Raw genomic sequence first — 13,447 nt, 5'->3', positions numbered from 1 at the left:
AAGTTACCCGTGCTTTCAAGGAAAGGCAAAACGAAACGGCCTCCCATGGAGGGAGGCCGTGTGATTGTTAGGTTGAGATCATTCTGGTTCGATCAAGCCGTATTTGCCGTCTTTTCGACGGTAGACGACGTTCGTGTTGCCCGTCTCGGCGTCTGAGAAGACGAAGAAACTGTGGCCGAGCATGTCCATCTGCAGGATCGCTTCTTCCGTGTCCATCGGTTTGAGCGTGAAACGCTTCGTCCGGACGAGTTCGAGCTCTGACTCTTCATCGTCATACACCGCCACGTCATCCGGGCCTTCGAGTGCTTTGAAGTACTCGCCGATCCCGCCTTCTTTGGCGCGTCCTTTACGGTTGAGTTTCGTTTTGTGTTTACGGATTTGACGCTCCAACTTGTCGACGACGAGGTCGATCGCCGCGTACATATCGAGGTTCGTCTCTTCAGCACGAAGCAACAAGTTCGGCATCGGAATCGTGACTTCTACTTTTTGCTTTTCGTTGTACACTTTCAAGTTGACGTAAGCCGTCTGTGCATCCGTAGGAGTTGTGAAATACCGAGTCAACTTCTCCAGCTTTTTCTCGACATAGTCTTGGATGGCTGGTGTGACTTCAATGTTTTCGCCGCGAATGTTATAGATCATCTGAACTCCTCCTTAAAATAACCGCTTGACCCAATGATTCGTCGCATGTGACGGAATCTCCTGCTTCATTTCTGAAAAGAAAGTGGAACCAGGTGGCTCATATTTAGTATACCCCGAATCCGTTTGCTTTGAAAACGTTATCATCAGAAAATAATGACAATTTTGTTCCGAATGATCCGTCTCGCCGCTGAATCGGTTGGTATAAAAAGAAACTACCCGTTCCACGTATTTTTAAACGCGATTTTTCGGAGAATGACACTATTTGAGGAAAATAAAACGACGCACAAAAAAAGCCGGCTCCACGCGGGAGCCGACTCACGGTTTGAAATTATAATTTTACAACGTTAGCCGCTTGTGGGCCACGCTCGCCATCAACGATTTCAAACTCTACCTCTTGACCTTCGTCAAGTGATTTGTAGCCGTCAGTTTGGATTGCAGAGAAGTGTACGAAAACGTCTTTGCCGCCTTCTACTTCGATGAAACCAAAACCTTTTTCTGAGTTAAACCATTTTACTTTACCTACCATGTGTAAATCCATTCCTTTCACCATTGAAGAATACAGAGGCTTGCCCTCTATCGGTAATCTTACCACCTTCTGGGTGGCGTGACAAACACTTTCTCAATATTTTGCAAACGTTTTGCTTTTTGGCTTACATTGGAATTGTATTTCCCTACTTTTCATATTGGCTTATTGAATTTACATTTTTTGTGATATATCATGGAAGAGATGATTTAGGTTTGTGCCGTTTATCAAGTAGCCGATCCTGAAAATCCAATACGAGGAGGATGGTGCAGCGTATGCGCCCCTACTATTCCGAGGAAAAATATCGCATCACGAAGCGAACCGTGGCGATCCTGCCTTGCTTTGACATGATGAAGCAGTCGCGGATCATTCTCGAGGATGGCACCGAAATCACGACCCCGCTCCGGCCGTACCAGTTGCTGCAGCTCTCTTGCCGCCAGTACAACAGCTCGATCGAGGAACGGATCTTCGTCGCCAAGCGCGTCGCCGGCGTCAAAGGGAAAGTGCCCGTCGTCATCGAACCATCGACCGGGCTCGTCTTCTTCCCGACGAAATCGCCGAAACGCGACGACTGCGAATGGTACGCCTGGTCCCACGTCCGTGAAATCATCAGCGTCGAAGGGAATCCGAACGGGATCATCGTCACGACTGACGACCACCGGATCCAGACGAACGCGACCGCGTACGTCCTGAAGAATCAATTGAAAGCGACGGGTGAACTCGTCGCACGGTTCCAACAACTGAACTTGAGCCCCGCGCTCGAATCTTGACCCGCCTTCCGTCGTCCGACGGGAGGTTTTTTTCTTGTCCGATTCGCTTCACTTTTTGAAAAAGAGGTCGATATATTGGTCGAGGTGACAACTATGCAAATCCAAGCCCATCCGGCCGCCCTCATCGCGGCGAGCGCCGGTATCCAGACGAACCGGATCTACAAGGCCGAGCTCGTCAAACAGACCGGCCCCGACACGGCCATCGTCAAGATCAACGGGGAAGAAATGGAACTCACGTTCAAGGACGGCATGCCGAAGACGAACCCGTTCCACGTGACGCTCGCCGAACAGGACGGCACGCTCCTCGCGACGGTCGTCCCGGCGAAAGAAGAGGCGGAACCGGTCAGTCAACCGGCGAAGCTCGACACGAAGATTCAGACGCTGCTCGCCGCGCTCCCGCCCGAAGTGCGGAGCGCCGTCAGCCGCCTGCTTCAGACAGGGCGCCTGCCGATGAACGAGGACACGGTCCGCCTGCTCGAGACGGCGATGAAAGGCGACATGCGCGACGCGATTCTTCTATTGAAAACAATCGACACGCCGGACGTCCCCCGTGACGTCCAAAATACGATCGCCGCCTCGACGCTCGTCGAGGCCCGGCAACAGCTGAAGCCCCCTTCACCGGAGGCGCCGTATCCGCAAAAAGAACGGTTCGTCGAACTCGTCAACTTGTCCCGGCCCGTGAGCGAGCGCGTGACGCCGACGCCGGAGACGGTCGACCGCATCATGCGCGACGTACCCGCCCCGCAGCCGAACCGGCTTGAGCCGCGGGAGACGATCCCGCTCCCGTCCGGACGCCAAGTCGTCGTCAAGGAAGTGACGAGCCATCTCGCGACCGTGACGAACACGTTCCGAAACGAACAGGCGACCGTGACGAAACAGCTCGGCCAAGTCGCCGCGCTCGTCGAGAAGAGCCCGCACATCGCCCGTCCCGCTCTTGAGACGGTGTCGACCCGGCTGACGCAACTCATCCAGAAGACCGACGCGCTGTTACATACGGACGCGACGCAAGAGAAAGCGCTCGTCTCGATGACGGCGAAACTCGACGTCGCGCTCGGCCTCCTCGCGACGAAGCCGGCCGAGAGCGCCACGCTGATCAAAGAAGTGCGCGCTTCGTTGAACGACTTCCGGTACGTGCCGAACCACGTCCGGCTCGAATATATCCCGCATGGTGCGACCCGCGCCGGTGAGATCGCGAAAGTACCGCCGTTCAAGCTCGACCAACAGCTGTCGGGCCGCGTCATTCAAGAGACGGCGCAGCGCGTCCAGGCGTCGAGCCTGTCCGTCAAAGCGGATGCGGCGACGCCTGAGGCCGCCCGCCTCGTCTCGTTCTTCCAAGTCCAACAGACGCTCAACCGGCTCGACGGCGGCCAGTTGCATCAGCTCCTGCTCGCCTTGCCGGCAAAGGTCCAAGAGATTGACACCGGCATCCACGTCCATATCCAGAACCGGGAAGCCGGCGACGTCGTCGACTGGGAGAACAGCGTCCTCTACATCCGGCTCGAGACGCCACGGCTCGGTGAGATCGCCGTCAAGCTAGAGGCGATTGACCGCAATCTGCGCCTGACGCTCGAACACGACGACAAGCGCGTCGAGACGCTCGCCCGCCCGCTCCTCGGGAAGATCGAGATGACTTTGGAGGCGATCGGCTATAAGAGCGTGACGACGCAGTTCCGCCCATTGACGAAGACCGAGAAAGTCGAAGCCGAGCCGGTAGCAACAAAGACGACCGGTTACGACTTCAAGATTTAGGAGGCCGACATGTATCAACGCATGGATTTGACGAAACGTAAGACGGCCGCCGTCGTCCGCTACGACGAGTCGACGGACCGGGCCCCGGTCATCGTCGCCCGCGGGACGGGCGCCGTCGCCGACAAGATTCTAGATGAGGCGAGAGCGCGCGGCGTCGCCATCGAGCATGACCATTCGCTCCTTGGCCACCTGCTCGACCTCGACCTCGGTGACGCCATCCCGCCCGAGCTGTATGACGTCATGGCCGAAGTATTGTTGTTGATTGAAGAACTTGACTCACTCAAAGGAGAACATTCATGAACCCGAACCGACTATATGAGATGAGCGCCGAAGAGCTGACGCAAGCGATGCTCCACGCCCTCACTTACCATTATGAACTCGCGCTTGATGCGACGATCGCCGAACGGAACCGCCACCTCAGACAGGCGCGCGAACTGCTCGCCAAACTGCACCAAGGCCTCCACGACAACGGCGGCATCATCTCGGCCCAACTCGATGAGATTTATCTGTATATGGCGAAATCGAGCCTCGAGGCGCTGATCGAACAAGACTTATCGAAGATCGAGGAGCTGCACGCACTCGCTGTCGACCTTGACAAGACGTGGGGCGAGGCGATGCAACGCGCCAAACTCACACCGCAACCGATCGGAGGGAACCGCTATGAAAATTACCAATAACGTGCAGGCCTTAAAAGCGTACACGTCGCTCTCGCTCAACCAGGCGTCGATGAAGAAGACGATGGACCGTCTCTCGAGCGGCGTCCGTATCAACAAGGCGTCCGATGACGCGGCCGGGCTCGCCATCTCCGAGAAGATGCGCATGCGCCTCGACTCGCTGTCGATGGCCGAGCGCAACACGCTCGACGGCATCTCGCTCACGCAGACGCTCGAGGGCGGCATGAACGAGACGCACGCCCTCCTCCAACGGATGCGTGAGCTGTCGGTGCAAGCGTCGAACGGGACGCTCAGCGGCGACGACGCGAAAGCGATCCAAGAAGAGATTACGGCGCTCACCGCCGAAGTGACGCGCATCGCCGAGACGACCGAGTTCAACTCGAAAAAGATCATGAACGGTGAGTACACGCAAGGCGCGAAGGAGCTGTTCTTCCAAGTCGGTGCCGGGAGTGGTGAAGCCGTCATCTTGAACGTCGCCGACATGCGCGCCGGTGCCCTCGGCATCGACGGACTCAGCGTGTTGACGGCGTCAGACGCCGGGGACGCGATCGCCAAGTTCGATGCCGCCATCAACGCCGTCTCGCTCGAGCGCTCGAAGCTCGGTGCCATCCAGAACCGGTTAGAGGCGAACGTGAGCGTCGTCACGATCGGCTCGGAGAACTTGACGGCATCGGAGTCGCGCATCCGTGACGCCGACATGGCCCGCGAGATGATGGATTTCGCCCGCCTGAACATCTTGAACCAGTCCGGCATGGCGATGATCGCCCAGTCGAACGCCTTGCCGCAAGGCGTGTTACAATTGTTGAACTAACTTAAGGAAGGACGGATTTCTATGGACATTCGTCGCATCATGGAGACGCAGTCGCTCCTCGGCGCCGGCAAGGCAAAGAAACCGGACGTCGAGCCCGGCGTCTCGTTCTCGAACGTCATCGGACAGAAACGGGAAGACCGTGAGCACGAGCGCTTCCAGCGCCAAATCGCGGCCATCCACGAACAAGGCGAGCTCCTCGCCGAGAGCCAGACGGTCGAGTCGCTCGCTGAATATAAACAACTGATCAAAGACTTTATGAAAGACGCCGTTGACGCGGCGCTCCGCCTCGAGGACAAGCGCGGCTTCAACCGCCGCGGCCGGGCCAAGATCTATAAGATCGTCGAACAGGTCGACCAGAAGCTGCTCGCGTTGACGGACCAGGTCATCTCGGGCGAGGCGTCCCGCCTGTCGCTCCTCGACCAGGTCGGTGAGATTCGCGGGCTACTCGTCAACGTATACGTATGAGGTGACTTATGGCTGAACATTTGTTTTCGAAAAAAGTGAAGTGCCCGTATTGTTTGAAAGAGAGCACGACGCCGCGCGTCTTGTCGCGCCACATCCGCCCGCAAGAAGTCGCGAAGGACGGCTACACGACGTATGAGGGCGAGAACCCGTACTTGTATGAACCCGCCGTCTGCAGTCACTGCCACCTCGTCTTCCACGACTCGTTCGACAAGGTGCGGAAGAACAACCGCGAGGCGCTCGAGACCGAGTACTTCCCGCGCGTGAACGCCGACGTCTTGGCCGGTGACCGGACGCCCGGTCACGTCATCACACTGTACAAGTTCGCCGTCATGACGGCCCAGCTGAGCGGTCAGAAACCGTCCGTCGTGGCCATGCTCGGCATGCGCCTCGTCTGGATGTACCGGTTGACGGGCGATGCGAAAGCGGAACGTGAATGGATGAAGCGGACGCTCGACAAGTATAACGAGGTGCAGGAAGGCTACACCGATCAAATCCGGACCGGCCTCCCTTATGACCAGCTCATGCTGCGGATCGCGGACTTATCGGCCGCGCTCGGGTATTACGAAGAAGCACGGCGCTGGTACGGGATCCTCCTCGGCAGCAAGGAAGTGTCGGAGCGGATTCGGAACCAGGCCCGGGACCATTGGGAAGATTTTCGGATGGAGCATGCGTGAAGGCGGACAGGCGACTGTTCGTCTTTTCTAATTTCAGGGTATGGGAGAAGGAATGTACATAAGGAGGGAACATCATGTTTGAACAACGTTACGTGACAGAAGTACGAAGCATTTTCCAAGAACAGAAACAACTCGCCGAGAACGCGCTCAGTCAAGTGAGCGACGAGGACCTGCACCGCACCCTCGCCCCGGACACGCTCTCGCTCGCCGTCATCGTGCAGCATATGGCGAACAATATGTTGTCTCGTTGGACCGACTTCTTGACGACGGACGGTGAGAAACCGGACCGGAACCGCGACGCCGAGTTCGAGGACCAGCAGTTGTCCCGCGAGGAACTCATGGCGACGTGGGACGCGCGCTGGCAGCTGTTGGACGATGTATTGTCGAGCCTCACGCCGGAAGACCTCGGCAAGACCGTCTTCATCCGCGGTGAGGAGAAGAGCGTCATCTGGGCGATCGAGAAGCAAGTGTCGCACTACAGCTATCACGTCGGGCAGATCGTCTTTCTCGCGAAAGTATTCGCCGGGGAAAATTGGAACGTGTTGACGATTCCGTTGCCGCACCAGCGTTGACATCGTGACGCGCCTCGTCTTTCTCACTTTCCTCGTCGTCTCGACCGTCTTGCCGCTGTTCAGTTTTGACGGCTACTCGCTCGTCCGAAACACGACGAGCCACCTCGGCGCCCAAGGCTCACCCTTCGCGTGGGTCATGAACGTCACGTTCGTCGCGCTCGGGATCACGGCCGTCCTCGTCTCGTGGAAAACGCGAGTTACGTACCATCAAGTCCTCGGGACATGCTTCGGGGTCAGCCTGTTGCTGACGGGCGTGTTTCACCACGCCCCGCTCGTCGCCGGCGTCCCGGTGAATCAGTTCCATGACCTGCTGCATTCCGTTTTCGCGAGTTCGACCGGCCTGTTCTTCACGCTCCTCGCCGCCGGGCACGGGTTCATGAACGACGGCAGCCAACGTATCGTCGGTTTTATAACGGCCGGGATCGCGATCGTCTTCTCGCTCGTCATGTTCGTCGCACCGGACTATATGGGATTGCTGCAGCGGGCCATGTTCATCGGCTCGTTTTGGTGGCTGTTCTTTTATATGGATCCGGACAAACGCCTGCAGAGACGAGCGAAATGACGGGTTGAACGAAGAAGAGTCAAGGTCGTGTGTCAGACCTTGACTCTTTCCAATCTATCCTCTTGATTTCAAATCCTCTTCTTCATACGGGTCGGGCCCGTCCTCGACCGGCGCGTCATCCTCGACGTACGCCTCGAGCTTCGGGTCGCGTTCCACGTATTCATCGTACGCTCCTTCTGGACCGTAGACGAAGTAACGACGTTTCTTGGCTGACTCGGGTTTCACTTTTTTCTCACTCATCTCGTTTCCCTCCTCATTCCAGAAAAGAAGCAACGGGTATAGTGGTATTTACCCGATTTTACCCGATAACAGACGTGTTTGCATCTGTCTCGAAAATCAATTAAACTTCTGAGCGGTCGTTTGCGTAGAATAGACCACTACATAAGCGGAAGGATGGGTTCGATGGATCTAGTGAAAAAAGGATTAAAGCGCGGGACGCTTCTGTTGGCGGCATCAGGCGTGTTCGCCCTTTATAATATACTGGTGGGTGATATGGAAAGCGTCCGCCTCACTTTGACGTACGGCGGCATCGGCTTCTTCCTCGGCGTCACGAGCGTCATCTACGAGGTGAGAAGATGGTCGTTCCCGAAACAGATTTTCATTCACTGGGCCGTCATGCATGTGACGATTTTACCGCTCGTCTTTCTGTCGGGACTCGTCCCCGTCAACTCCGTTCAAGACTTCGGTCGCTTATACGTGAACTTCAACGTGAGCGGGCTCATCTTGTTCGGCGTGACGCACTTCGTCTCTAGAATCCGACGCCAACCGAAGACCCCGTGAACAGCAAACAGCTCGAAGGCGCGCCTTCGAGCTGTTTTATGTCTGTTGATCGAATAGTCCCGAGAAGTTCGAGTCGACGTCCTCATACGGGTCGACGTACGTCTTGACGGCTTTCCGTTCTTGCCGGGCCGTCCCGAGCGTCATGCCGAGCCGTTGGTGCTCGGCCTCGATCAAGCGGGCGATCTTTTGACTGTCGTCGACGAGCTGACGGATGACGGTCTGGTCGGCCGCTTGTAGATCCGGTCCGTGCGCGGCGAGCAGTTGCTCACGGTCGTCAAGAAGTTCATGGATCTGGTCCATCCACGTGTCGTACGTCGGCTCTTCCGGTACTTGCGCGAGCAGGTCCTTCAGCCGTTGCGTCTTTAAGATAATCTCGTCGATTGGTCTCATGCTTGCTTCGCGAGTTTCATCGCTTCTTTCCACGTGTCGCGGAGTTCGGTCGTGAAGTCGAGCACCTCATCAAGGATCGATGTATCGTTCTTCACGTTCGCGTCCAACAGACGGCGCCAGATGTACTCGTAAAGCGAGTCGAGGTTCGCCGAGATGGCGATGTCTTTATTGAGCGTCAAACGCATCTCTTGGAAGATCGCCTGCGCTTTTTGGATGTTCGTGTTCTTTAGGTCCGGGTTCCCTTGCTCGATGGCGAGTTTGGCGAGGCGCGTGAACTTGAGCGCCCCGTCATACAACATGAGCGTCAGTTCTTGCGGGTTCGCGGTCGTGACCGCGTTGTTTTGATAAGCTGCATATGGGTTGGCTACCATGTTTGTTTCCTCCTCTTACATGCCTCCGCCTAAAAACTGTTGCAGTGAGGCGGCTTGCGAGTTCGCCTGATTCATTGCCGTCTCCATCGCCGCGAAGCGACGGTAGTAGGCGTTCTCTTTATCGACGAGCAGTGCGTTCAATCGTTGGATGCGGGTATCGATTTGTGTCATCTCACGGCCCATCGAGTACGTCGGGGCACCGGCCCCGTCCGCCCCGGCGATCCGGGTGATAGACGAACGTGAACTGGTTGCAGCATCACGAATTTTTAAAAGTAGCCCACTTTCTTGATTCGTGAAGAGTTGATACACTTGCTCCGGATCTTTTTCGATTGCTGCCTTAAGTTTTTCTTCGTTTAATTCAATTTTCCCACCGTTCGTAAAGTCTGCTCCCGTAGAGAGCCCTATCTGAAATAACTGTTTCATATCCACATCATTTGTAGGTGAAGACGCGCTAGACCACTTTCCCCTTAGCGTGTCCATGGCACCGCGAACGATTGTATCATTTTTGAGTAAGCCACTCATTGCTTTCTCTTCCCATTTTTTAATTTCGTCTTCGGAAAGCTCATTTTTCTGCGCATTTGTGAGAGGATTAAAAGATCTGTATCTTTCTTCTTTTACTTTTCTATTCATTAACTCAATTGTTTCGTTATATTGATTCACAAACTTTTTAATATTATCAAATACTTTTTGAGTATCAGTGGCAGCAGATAACATTACGGGATTCCCGGCTATAAAAGACGACTTGAGAGTAACAGTCATGTTATCAATCGTAACTGTATTCGAACTTTGCGACATAGATATTCCATTTACCATGAAATTAGCATTGGTACCTTTCACAGGTACTGCTGACGTATCTATTCCGAAAGCAGCCTTAGTTACTCCATCAAATTCAATAATAGCTACGCTTCCGGTCTGTTTCTGTGTAAGTGATAGTTTTCCAGAAAGAGGTTCAAAGAAAGCGGAAATTCCTGAATCTTTTCCGTTTAATGCAGTAATCAAGTTTTCAACAGTTGCATTTTCTGCTATTTTAATTGTCTTAAAATCTCCACCCTCTACAGAACGAATTTGAATTTGATACCCGGATGTATAAGTAGCAGTAGTGCCTGTTGGAATATCTGACCCGTCATTCATCATGACTTTTCCTGTTGCCTCATCATATGATGCATCAATTGGATTGTTCGATGCATCTTTTAATGCTACTGTTTCACCTGCACGCGGTTTAGGTGATAGTGTCCATTCTTTTGCGGCAGTTGATAAAGTGACTACTTGGGTAGCTGACTGTAAGTTCATATCGGAAACTTTTGTTGTTTTCGTTACTGCGTTCCCATCTCTATCTTTTGGCTCGACAATTTGCGAAGCAGCTGTTGCTAAGTTGGTAACAGAATCAATACGAATCGCAGTGTTCCCACTCGACGGTCCAGCTACAACAGACACACGAGATTCATCAGATGAACTGGCTGTTTTAGCATAAAAATTCCGACTGAAAATAAGATCTACCGCACTATTTCGAAGCGTTAGAAGTGAGCGGTTGATTTCACGGTATGCGTCACGTTTCCATTCAGTCGCCTGTTTTTTTTGTTCAAGTTTATCGACTGGAACTCGTTCAACTTGCATTAACTGTTTGATAATAGTATCTGTATCGATTCCACTAGCTAGTCCACCGAATCTTATAGGTGTTGTCATATCTTCTCCTCCTTACACACGTTCATCAAATAATCGATTGAACTCCATAAAAGCAGCAAAAAAATCGAGTGATTGTTTGCTAGGAATTTCTCTTATTACTTCGTTATTTGTATCTACAATTTGAATGTAGTAATCGTTTAGCTTTTCATGTTTAATGAACTTGAGTCCTGTTAACTGCAAATCTAATGAGTGGTTAGCTTTCTCAATGGCTGTTTCAAGTTTTGTTACATGCTGAGGAGTCGGCAAAACTACGATTCCCTCATCAGCTAAACGTTTTTGAGAATCTTCAGTGAACATATTTTTTGTTTGTTCATAAGGTAACACTGAGGACGGCAAATGAAGGCGAATTTCCGAAATCGTAGAGCTCATTTTTATACTCCCCTTTATTATATTCATCATTAGTATCGGCATTAAATACATAACTCTTAAATTATAAATCGAGTCTTTTTAATATCGAACTGAACCCCGAATGATAGACCTTTGAAAAAAGTGCATCATTCGGGGTTTTCGCATGTCTACGAAGCGTTATAATAAACCTATTCATTCAGACAGGAGAAACAACCATGAGTAAAATCATTTTCAGTATGAGTCAAACCAAGCAGCTCGAAGAAAACCCGAACGTCGCTTCGGTCTCAGAACCCTCGCTTCAATACACCGCCGATTTCAAGATTAAGGCCGTCCGTGAAAACATGGAGAGAAAAGACCCCAAACAGATTTTTCACGGAGTCTGAGGGCGACCTGACGATGATTGGAAAAGTCTTCGTGACCGACATCACCCACCTCCCGATAGCCTCCGACTAGAACAATCCCGATAGGACGTCGCTACACGTTAAATTGTGGCTCACAAGCTATTTCATAAGCCTTCACATAAATCTCGTCTTTCAGACGATGAAGAAGCTCGAAGACTCCTCCGAGGAAACCTGCGTCTCGGGGTGATTATCCCTTCGGATCAATCTATCCACATCCGGACTACAAGCAACTCGTAAAGTCTATGTAACGTTAGGGCAACTGTCTCGACAACGCACCAATTAAATCGTTCTTCGGTCATTTAAAGGACTATTTCACCACCCGTTCGTGCGGGTCATTTGAAAAATGGTTGGGGACTACATACGCTACTATCATTGCGCACGTAGTCAGTGGAACCTAAAAAAGATGACCCCGGAACTAATCTGTACCCTATGTAAAGGACATTTGAAAAAAACTTATGCGGCTTGAAGGAGATGATTCCTGGACGGCGTTGTCCCAACAGTTGCCCCGCCGGGACATGGATTGACCTAGCCTCATACGTTTCACCTTTTTCTGGTAGGTAGGACTCGTATAGTGCCCGCCCTGGTCTGAATGGATGAATGCATCCTTCGCCAAACGAACCCTCCGGTTCTTACGTAAATGTTTCAACGTGTCCAACACGAGGTCGAGTTTGATGTTCTCAGAGAGATGGTGTGCCAGTACCTCATTGGTCGATCCGTCCACGATGGTCGAAAGATAGGCGCGCTTACCGTTCCCGTAAAATATGTAGGTGATGTCGGTGAGGAGGACCTTGTAGGGCGTGCCCTGTTTGAATTCGCGCTTGAGGTGATTCGGCACCACCCGGTGCTCAGCGGTCGCCTTAATGAGCCGTTTGTATGGGTCCGCCTTACGGATTGGACATACGATGTTATATTTCCGCATGATACGTCGGATGCACTTCAGGTTCATCGACACACCGAAATGACCAGACAGAACCATCTTGATCTGCCTAGCTCCCTTCTTTCGCTTCTTGAAGTGGAACGCCTTCAGAACGAGGTCGCGAAGAACCATGTCTTTCGCTTCGCGCTCCTGTCTGATCTGTATTCTCCGTTCCGAGAAATAGGCGTGGTATCCCTGACGTGACACCCCGACCACGTGACAGAGATGGCTGACCATCCCTTTCATTCCGTGCTTGGTGATGACACCTTGAATCAACTCTTATTTTTGTGATGCACTTAGTCCAGCTTTCCTCTCCCTTCCGCCAGGCGGATCTCCTTTAATAGTTCGACCTCGGCTTTTAACAGTTTATTTTCGGCCTCGAGCTTTGCGTACCGTTCTTCCGTGGATAGTTCTTTATCTTTGCTGCGTCCTGAATTGCCCGCTCGTGTATCGCGCAGACCCATTACCCCGTCTCTTTTATAAGACGCTAACCAGCGTCTCCTACAAGCGTTTATGCGCGAAGAACCCACAGCCTCGGTATCGAATCCGCAGTCCCGGAAGATTTCTATCGGAAACCGTCCATCAAGTGTCTGTGCCATAAAAAGTTCTTTGAACTCATCGGTATACGTGATCCCTTTCGGGCTCACGGACTTGACGTATTTATTTGTGCTCAACTCAATTTATCTCTTTCGACGTAAACAGCTTCTTCGACATCTAAAATCTACTCCCGATATGATTTAGTCCAGTGTACACAAAAACCCTGAGCAATAGACTTTTTTTAGTGTCTATTACTCAGGGTTGTGTAGTGCAAAATAGGAGTGGTTCTTACGGAATATTGGTGAGGTAGTGATGCTGACATTACGGGAATAAAATCAAAAAGGATTGATTTCCATGAACGAGTTAGAATTCCTGGATAATCGATTGTGCATCACGAGTGTTCACTCACACGATGAGATGAGATACTTTGCAGTTCGTCTCGTGTCCAACGGTGCGTGTTGTCCAAACTACGTTCAGTCTTGTCACCAACGTCACAGTTTCGCGAAGCGACGACTAAAAGACTTTTCAGGAATACATCAAGTGCTCCACCTGCACATTCAAGTACCAAAGTGGTTCTGTGAC

General features: G+C 52.5%; 20 protein-coding genes and 1 pseudogene. 12 read left to right on the top strand and 9 right to left on the bottom strand.

Annotated elements, in window-relative coordinates; genetic code table 11:
* Positions 1–78: 78 nt before the first annotated feature.
* Together hpf and cspD are read right to left on the bottom strand one after the other, a co-directional pair.
* Entirely contained in the window at positions 79–639 is a 561-nt protein-coding gene (gene hpf, locus P398_RS0106925) for a ribosome hibernation-promoting factor, HPF/YfiA family (RefSeq protein ID WP_029334576.1), read from the bottom strand.
* Positions 640–967: 328 nt separating this feature from the next.
* Positions 968–1,165 (bottom strand): cold-shock protein CspD, encoded by a 198-nt coding sequence (gene cspD / locus P398_RS0106920; RefSeq protein ID WP_024370455.1) that lies wholly within the window; start codon positions 1,163–1,165, stop codon positions 968–970.
* 272 nt (positions 1,166–1,437) lie between these two features.
* On the opposite strand from cspD, the gene P398_RS0106915 reads away from it, so the two are divergent.
* The 9 genes from P398_RS0106915 to P398_RS0106875 all read left to right on the top strand — a co-directional run bounded on the left by P398_RS0106915 (position 1,438) and on the right by P398_RS0106875 (position 7,439).
* On the top strand, positions 1,438–1,932 hold the full coding sequence (locus tag P398_RS0106915) for a competence protein ComK (RefSeq protein WP_024370456.1): 495 nt from the start codon (positions 1,438–1,440) through the stop codon (positions 1,930–1,932).
* Between the two features lie 93 nt (positions 1,933–2,025).
* Positions 2,026–3,681 carry a hypothetical protein gene (locus P398_RS0106910; RefSeq protein WP_235263315.1) on the top strand — a complete coding sequence of 552 codons (1,656 nt, stop codon included), beginning with the start codon at positions 2,026–2,028 and terminating at the stop codon, positions 3,679–3,681.
* 9 nt (positions 3,682–3,690) lie between these two features.
* On the top strand, positions 3,691–3,981 hold the full coding sequence (locus tag P398_RS0106905; protein ID WP_029334574.1) for an EscU/YscU/HrcU family type III secretion system export apparatus switch protein: 291 nt from the start codon (positions 3,691–3,693) through the stop codon (positions 3,979–3,981).
* Entirely contained in the window at positions 3,978–4,358 is a 381-nt protein-coding gene (locus P398_RS0106900) for a flagellar protein FliS (protein ID WP_029334573.1), read from the top strand. Before P398_RS0106905 ends, P398_RS0106900 begins: the two co-directional genes overlap by 4 nt.
* A complete protein-coding gene (locus P398_RS0106895; protein WP_029334572.1) occupies positions 4,342–5,166 on the top strand; it encodes a flagellin N-terminal helical domain-containing protein in 825 nt (274 codons plus the stop codon). Before P398_RS0106900 ends, P398_RS0106895 begins: the two co-directional genes overlap by 17 nt.
* A 21-nt stretch (positions 5,167–5,187) precedes the next feature.
* Positions 5,188–5,631 carry a YaaR family protein gene (locus P398_RS0106890; protein ID WP_029334571.1) on the top strand — a complete coding sequence of 148 codons (444 nt, stop codon included), beginning with the start codon at positions 5,188–5,190 and terminating at the stop codon, positions 5,629–5,631.
* Positions 5,632–5,639: 8 nt separating this feature from the next.
* Complete coding sequence (locus P398_RS0106885; RefSeq protein ID WP_029334570.1) at positions 5,640–6,305, top strand: DUF2225 domain-containing protein; 666 nt, start codon at positions 5,640–5,642, stop codon at positions 6,303–6,305.
* A gap of 74 nt (positions 6,306–6,379) precedes the next feature.
* Positions 6,380–6,877, top strand: coding sequence for a DUF1572 family protein (locus tag P398_RS0106880; protein WP_029334569.1), 498 nt, complete (start codon positions 6,380–6,382; stop codon positions 6,875–6,877).
* A gap of 4 nt (positions 6,878–6,881) precedes the next feature.
* Positions 6,882–7,439: a DUF998 domain-containing protein gene (locus P398_RS0106875; protein ID WP_029334568.1), complete on the top strand. Its 558-nt coding sequence runs from the start codon at positions 6,882–6,884 to the stop codon at positions 7,437–7,439.
* Between the two features lie 54 nt (positions 7,440–7,493).
* On the opposite strand, the gene P398_RS0106870 is transcribed toward P398_RS0106875, so the two are convergent.
* Positions 7,494–7,679, bottom strand: a complete 186-nt coding sequence (locus tag P398_RS0106870; protein WP_029334567.1) for a hypothetical protein — start codon at positions 7,677–7,679, stop codon at positions 7,494–7,496.
* 162 nt (positions 7,680–7,841) lie between these two features.
* On the opposite strand from P398_RS0106870, the gene P398_RS16375 reads away from it, so the two are divergent.
* A complete protein-coding gene (locus P398_RS16375) occupies positions 7,842–8,219 on the top strand; it encodes a DUF3021 family protein (protein WP_051638885.1) in 378 nt (125 codons plus the stop codon).
* A gap of 36 nt (positions 8,220–8,255) precedes the next feature.
* On the opposite strand, the gene P398_RS0106860 is transcribed toward P398_RS16375, so the two are convergent.
* Genes P398_RS0106860 through P398_RS0106845 form a run of 4 tightly spaced genes read right to left on the bottom strand, consistent with a single transcriptional unit; the run spans position 8,256 to position 11,032 of the window.
* A complete protein-coding gene (locus tag P398_RS0106860; RefSeq protein ID WP_029334565.1) occupies positions 8,256–8,609 on the bottom strand; it encodes a flagellar protein FliT in 354 nt (117 codons plus the stop codon).
* On the bottom strand, positions 8,606–8,980 hold the full coding sequence (fliS, locus tag P398_RS0106855; RefSeq protein WP_029334564.1) for a flagellar export chaperone FliS: 375 nt from the start codon (positions 8,978–8,980) through the stop codon (positions 8,606–8,608). The genes P398_RS0106860 and fliS overlap by 4 nt, the downstream gene beginning before the upstream one ends.
* A 15-nt stretch (positions 8,981–8,995) precedes the next feature.
* Positions 8,996–10,663 (bottom strand): flagellar filament capping protein FliD, encoded by a 1,668-nt coding sequence (gene fliD / locus P398_RS0106850; protein ID WP_029334563.1) that lies wholly within the window; start codon positions 10,661–10,663, stop codon positions 8,996–8,998.
* Between the two features lie 12 nt (positions 10,664–10,675).
* Positions 10,676–11,032, bottom strand: a complete 357-nt coding sequence (locus P398_RS0106845; protein WP_029334562.1) for a flagellar protein FlaG — start codon at positions 11,030–11,032, stop codon at positions 10,676–10,678.
* 194 nt (positions 11,033–11,226) lie between these two features.
* On the opposite strand from P398_RS0106845, the gene P398_RS16890 reads away from it, so the two are divergent.
* Positions 11,227–11,394 (top strand): hypothetical protein, encoded by a 168-nt coding sequence (locus tag P398_RS16890; RefSeq protein WP_160151234.1) that lies wholly within the window; start codon positions 11,227–11,229, stop codon positions 11,392–11,394.
* Positions 11,395–11,666: 272 nt separating this feature from the next.
* Positions 11,667–11,878: pseudogene (locus P398_RS17165) on the top strand (IS3 family transposase); the annotation flags it as partial.
* Here P398_RS17165 and P398_RS0106835 read toward each other — a convergent pair.
* On the bottom strand, positions 11,840–12,604 hold the full coding sequence (locus P398_RS0106835) for an IS3 family transposase (RefSeq protein WP_051638884.1): 765 nt from the start codon (positions 12,602–12,604) through the stop codon (positions 11,840–11,842). The pseudogene P398_RS17165 and the gene P398_RS0106835 overlap by 39 nt on opposite strands.
* A 20-nt stretch (positions 12,605–12,624) precedes the next feature.
* Positions 12,625–13,002, bottom strand: coding sequence for an HTH domain-containing protein (locus P398_RS16095; protein WP_081828290.1), 378 nt, complete (start codon positions 13,000–13,002; stop codon positions 12,625–12,627).
* Between the last annotated feature and the right edge of the window lie 445 nt (positions 13,003–13,447).

The sequence above is a fragment of the Exiguobacterium aurantiacum DSM 6208 genome (genome assembly GCF_000702585.1).
Taxonomy (GTDB): domain Bacteria; phylum Bacillota; class Bacilli; order Exiguobacteriales; family Exiguobacteriaceae; genus Exiguobacterium; species Exiguobacterium aurantiacum.
Note: the sequence above shows the minus strand (reverse complement) of the source record. Positions and strands in the feature narration are given on the sequence as shown.